Consider the following 4527-nt stretch of genomic DNA (forward strand, 5'->3'; position numbering starts at 1 on the left):
GCACGGCCGCGCCCTGGCCCGGCACGGCCCCGCCGTACTGCCCGGCCCCGCCGTACTGCCCGGCCCCGCCGTACTGGGCCTGCGGTGCCGCCGGCTGGATGTGCTCGGTCCACTGGTTGCCGTCCCACCATCGGGAACCGTGCTGCCCGCTCGGATCGGCGTACCAGCCTGGCGGGACGGTCTGCGTCATGGCGCCACTTTGGCATCTGCCACCCGCACAGGGCCACACCGCTGTCGGTGTCCGAATCCCGACATCAAAGCGCCTTCTCGGCGACGAGGCCGCCGGTGACGTGCAGGCGGCGGGTCACCGCGACGGTGTCGAGCATGCGGCGGTCGTGGGTGACGAGCAGCAACGTGCCGGTGTAGCCGGCGAGCGCCTGTTCGAGCTGTTCGATGGCGGGCAGGTCGAGATGGTTGGTGGGCTCGTCGAGCACCAGGCAGTTCACGCCGACGGCCTGCAGCAGCGCGAGGCCGGCCCGGGTCCGCTCCCCCGGCGACAGTGAGGCCGCGGGCCGGGTCACCTGGTCCGGGCCGAGGCCGAACTTGGCGAACAGGGTACGGACCTCGGCCGCGGGCCATGTCGTCGCCCGCTCGGCGACGGCGAGAGCGGTGGTCTCGCCGCGGAACAGTCCTCGGACCTGGTCGATTTCGCCGAGACGCACCCCGGTGCCGAGGGACTGACCGCCCGCGTCGAGCGGCAGTCGGCCGAGCAGCGCGCCTAGCAGGGTCGTCTTGCCGCCGCCGTTCGGCCCGGTGATGACGATCCGGTCGGCCCAGGCAACGGTGAGGTCGACCGGTCCCAGGGTGAAGGCGGGCCGGCGCACGACCGCACCGGTGAGGGTCGCGACGACGTCGCCGGAACGGGGAGCGGCCGCGATCGACATGCGCAGCTGCCACTCCTTGCGCGGCTCCTCGACCCCCTCCAGCCGGTCGAGGCGGGACTCGATCGACCGGACCCGCGCGGCGCTCTTCGTCGCCGCCTCGATGCGCGCGCCCCGGGCGGCCCGGTCGCTGTCGGGCATCCGCCGCTTGGCGCGCACCGAGCCGCGCACGGACTGCTCCCGCTGGCGCTGCGCCTGCGCGACGAGACCGTCACGCTGGTCGGCGTAGTCCTCGTACCGATCACGGGCCTGGCGCCGGGCGACCTCGCGGGCCTGCAGGTAAGCCGCCCACCCGCCGGCGAACAGGGTGAGACCGTGCTTGTGCGGGTCGATCTCGGCGACGGTGTCGATGGTGCGGTCGAGGAACTCGCGGTCGTGGCTGACGACGACAAGCGCGCCGGACACGCCGCGGACGAAGCGTTCGAGCCGGTCCAGCCCGTCGAAGTCGAGATCGTTGGTGGGCTCGTCGAGCAGGGTGATGTCGAAGCGGGACAGCAGGACGCTCGCGAGCGAGCCCCTGGCGGCCTGGCCGCCGGACAGGGCGGTCGTCGGGCTGTCGAGAGCGTCGGCGGGCAGGCCCAGCTCGGCGCAGACCTCCTCGGCGCGGACATCGAGGTCGGCGGCGCCGAGGGCGAGCCAGCGTTCCAGCGCGACGCTGTACCGGTCGTCGGCACCGGCGACGCCCGCCGACAGCGCCTGCGCGGCGTCGTCGAGCTCCCGCTGCGCGGCGCCGACCCCGGTACGGCGGGCAAGGAACGCCCGCAGGGTCTCGCCGGGCAGTCGGTCGGGTTCCTGGGGCAGCAGGCCGACGCCCGCGGTCGGCGGCGCGAGATCGACCCGTCCCTCGTCCAGGGTGACCAGGCCGGCGAGAGCCCGCAGCAACGTCGATTTGCCGACGCCGTTCGGCCCCACCACCCCGAGCCGATCGCCGGGTGCGACGGTGAGCGAGACACCGTCGAGAACAGTCGCCCCACCGCGGGTGACGGTGAGGCCGGAGGCGACAAGAGTTGCGGACACCCGGCCAGTCTCCCGCATCGCCGGCGTGTCGCGGCTGCCCGCCCACGCACCGCTGCCAGGGCGGCCAGGGCATCCGCCGAACCCGGGCGGGTCGAGCCGCTCATCCCGGCCGGGAACACAGGTTCGATCCCTCGGCCAGCCTCGGGCCCGGGAGTCCGCTGGGATAGTGGACGCATGCGGCTCAGCGGTGTCGAGGCCCGAGCGCGGTTCGCCGCCGCTCGAGTGGCCCGGCTGGCCACCGTCGGCGCGGATGGTCAGCCGCTCGCGGTACCCGTGACCTTTGCCGTCGAGGCGGTCCGCGGGACCGGTGGGGCCAGCCACGCCGACGCCGGTGACGGTGACGGCGGCCGGGGCGGGGCTCGTGTCGGTGAGGCGCTGCCCGCGACGATCGTGACCATCGTCGACCACAAGCCGAAGAGCACCCGAACCGGGCTGCGTCGGCTGCGCGACATCCGCAACAACCCGCTGGTCAGCCTGCTGGTCGACCACTACGACGACGACTGGGCGCGGCTGTGGTGGGCGCGGGCCGACGGGAGGGCGCGCATCGTGGAGGCCGGGGATCCGCGGCACGCCGCGGCCGTCGCCGCCCTGACCGCGCGCTACCCGCAGTACCAACAGGTCCCGCCGACGGGACCCGCCATCGTCGTGGCCGTGACCCGCTGGTCCGGCTGGTCCTACGCCGACTCCCCCGAGGCCGTCTGAACCACGCCGGGCCCGCCCCGGCCTCGGGATTCTAGGCGCGGGGGCGATCCCATCCGGCGGGCAGCGCGTCAGGGGTTCGCCACGTCGGGTCCGGCCGGAAGTCGGTCCAGGTGCCGTCGAAGGGGAACGCGCCGGCCTCCACCAGTCGTAGTAGCCGCTCCCCCTCGGCGCGCACCGCATCGGGATCGGGCACCCAGTAGTGGTCGGGGTAGGCGAGACGTTCCTCCAGCTCGTGCTCGTCCTTCCACTCCCAGGTCCGCTCCGGCGTGACCCACAGGTCGAGGTCGTGATCGGTGGTGTCGACGCCGACGAGGTCGTCGTGACGCCAGGCGACGGCGGGCTCCTCCAGGTTGATGTACCAGCGGACGAACCGCCCCTGCCAGTCCCAGAACCACCACACCGAGTTCGCGCCCCGCGGCGGGATCAGCATGAAGATGTTCGGTCCGCGCCACACGGTCGTCGTCATCACCGTCGGCTGGCGGATCCACTCGGCGAAGGGCATGTCCCGCAGCCCGCGGCCGTCGGCGCTGAGCTCGACGGCCATCGGGCAGCCGTGCGGGATCCACAGCCGCAGGCCGCGCTCGTCGTGGCCGACGACGTGGCCGGTCCGGACGAAGACCAGCCGTTTCGTGGTGAACGACCGGTGCACGACCACCTCGCCGGGCGTGTACGGCGCGGCCGCCGTCAGACTCCTGGCGGCTCCGCCCGTCGCCGCCTCCGCAGCCAGGCGGGAGACCGGCCCGGTCGAGGACGCCCCCGCGGCCGAGACCCCGGCCGGCCGGGGCGGCGTCGAGGCAGGACCAGGACCGTTGACCGCTGGACTCTCCGGCATCGTCACCGCCTGACTGTACGGCGAAGGCCCGCATGGGCCGCGACTTCCGGCCCGCCCGCCCGGACCGAACGCGCGGCCCGCCCGAGCCGAACGGCCCGGGAAGCCCTCTCGCTGGCACCGCATCTCAACACGCACGCCGGCGTCGACCGCAACAACCTGGCGATCCGCCGCCGGTGGACCGATCTGATCAACGGCCGCCGGCTGCCCACCTGGTGGGCGTCCCGTCCCGGGCGGGCGCGCTGTTGACGAGGATGTCGGCCCGGCCAGCGACATCCTCGGCGGCGAAGTACCGATCTTCATGGCGGGCCCAGCGTTCCCAGTGCGGGGCGAAGGTGTCCCCGTCTCGGGCAAGGGCGCGCCGCCGCCGCACCTGCACCGGGGCCGCGACGCAGACCAGCCCGCTGAGCAGGGGCGCCGCCGCCCGCGCACCGGCGCCGACACCCTCGACGACGATGGTCGCGGTTGCCGGATCCAGGGTCCGGTCGGCGCCGTAGCACCGCCGGTGCCAGTCGTAGCTGCGCCAGCATGGCTGCTCCCCCCGGGCCAGCGGCCGCAGGATCCGCGCGACGAGCTGATCGATGCCGGCGGCAAGCCCGTCCCACCCGTCGTACAGGTCGTCCATGTGCACCACGGGCGCGTCGAGTCGCTCGGCGACGGCCTGCGCGAGCGTCGTCTTACCCGCGCCAGAGCGCCCGTCGACGGCGAGCACCCGCGTGTTCCCCGCCCGCGGCGGAAGGCCGGCCGCCCACCGCGCGATCCCCGACGCCGGGCTCGCCCCGACGCCGCTGCTCACGTCACCGCTCACGGCTGACCACCGGCGCCGTCCAGTCCTCGCGACTGACGGCGTAGATCGCGTGCGCCTCCTCGTGCAGGTACTCGGTTGCCGTCCGGCGCATCCCTAGTCGTCGCGCGACCACGAGGGATCGGGCGTTGGCCGGCGCGATGGCCGCGATCACCTGGTTCAGCTCGGGTCGGAACCCGAGCACCCAGGTGATCGCCGCGGCAGCCGCCTCCACGGCGTAGCCCCGCCCCCACCAGGGTCGGCCGATGTACCAGATCGCCTCGACGCCGGGCCAGCCCGGCTCGGTCCACAGC

The 4527-nt window shown here is 74.3% G+C and carries 6 protein-coding genes; 1 reads left to right on the forward strand and 5 read right to left on the reverse strand.

Features of this window, described 5'->3' with window-relative positions; genetic code table 11:
* Together NBZ83_RS30215 and NBZ83_RS30220 are read right to left on the reverse strand one after the other, a co-directional pair.
* On the reverse strand, positions 1-190 hold a 190-nt coding region (locus NBZ83_RS30215), incomplete at its 3' end, for a DUF2510 domain-containing protein (protein WP_261576321.1).
* Between the two features lie 64 nt (positions 191-254).
* Positions 255-1898 carry an ABC-F family ATP-binding cassette domain-containing protein gene (locus NBZ83_RS30220; protein WP_261571198.1) on the reverse strand — a complete coding sequence of 548 codons (1644 nt, stop codon included), beginning with the start codon at positions 1896-1898 and terminating at the stop codon, positions 255-257.
* A gap of 174 nt (positions 1899-2072) precedes the next feature.
* Between NBZ83_RS30220 and NBZ83_RS30225 the strand changes: the two genes are divergently transcribed.
* Positions 2073-2600 (forward strand): TIGR03668 family PPOX class F420-dependent oxidoreductase, encoded by a 528-nt coding sequence (locus NBZ83_RS30225; protein WP_261576322.1) that lies wholly within the window; start codon positions 2073-2075, stop codon positions 2598-2600.
* Positions 2601-2631: 31 nt separating this feature from the next.
* Here NBZ83_RS30225 and NBZ83_RS30230 read toward each other — a convergent pair whose 3' ends face one another.
* The 3 genes from NBZ83_RS30230 to NBZ83_RS30240 all read right to left on the reverse strand — a co-directional run.
* Positions 2632-3432, reverse strand: a complete 801-nt coding sequence (locus NBZ83_RS30230) for a ribonuclease FAU-1 family protein (protein WP_261571196.1) — start codon at positions 3430-3432, stop codon at positions 2632-2634.
* A gap of 187 nt (positions 3433-3619) precedes the next feature.
* Positions 3620-4237, reverse strand: a complete 618-nt coding sequence (locus NBZ83_RS30235) for a nucleoside/nucleotide kinase family protein (RefSeq protein ID WP_261571195.1) — start codon at positions 4235-4237, stop codon at positions 3620-3622.
* The coding region (locus NBZ83_RS30240; protein ID WP_261576323.1) for a GNAT family N-acetyltransferase at positions 4227-4527 on the reverse strand (301 nt) is incomplete at its 5' end. The genes NBZ83_RS30240 and NBZ83_RS30235, both read right to left, overlap by 11 nt.

Origin of the sequence: Frankia gtarii (assembly GCF_025403375.1) — a bacterium.
GTDB lineage: Bacteria > Actinomycetota > Actinomycetes > Frankiales > Frankiaceae > Frankia > Frankia gtarii.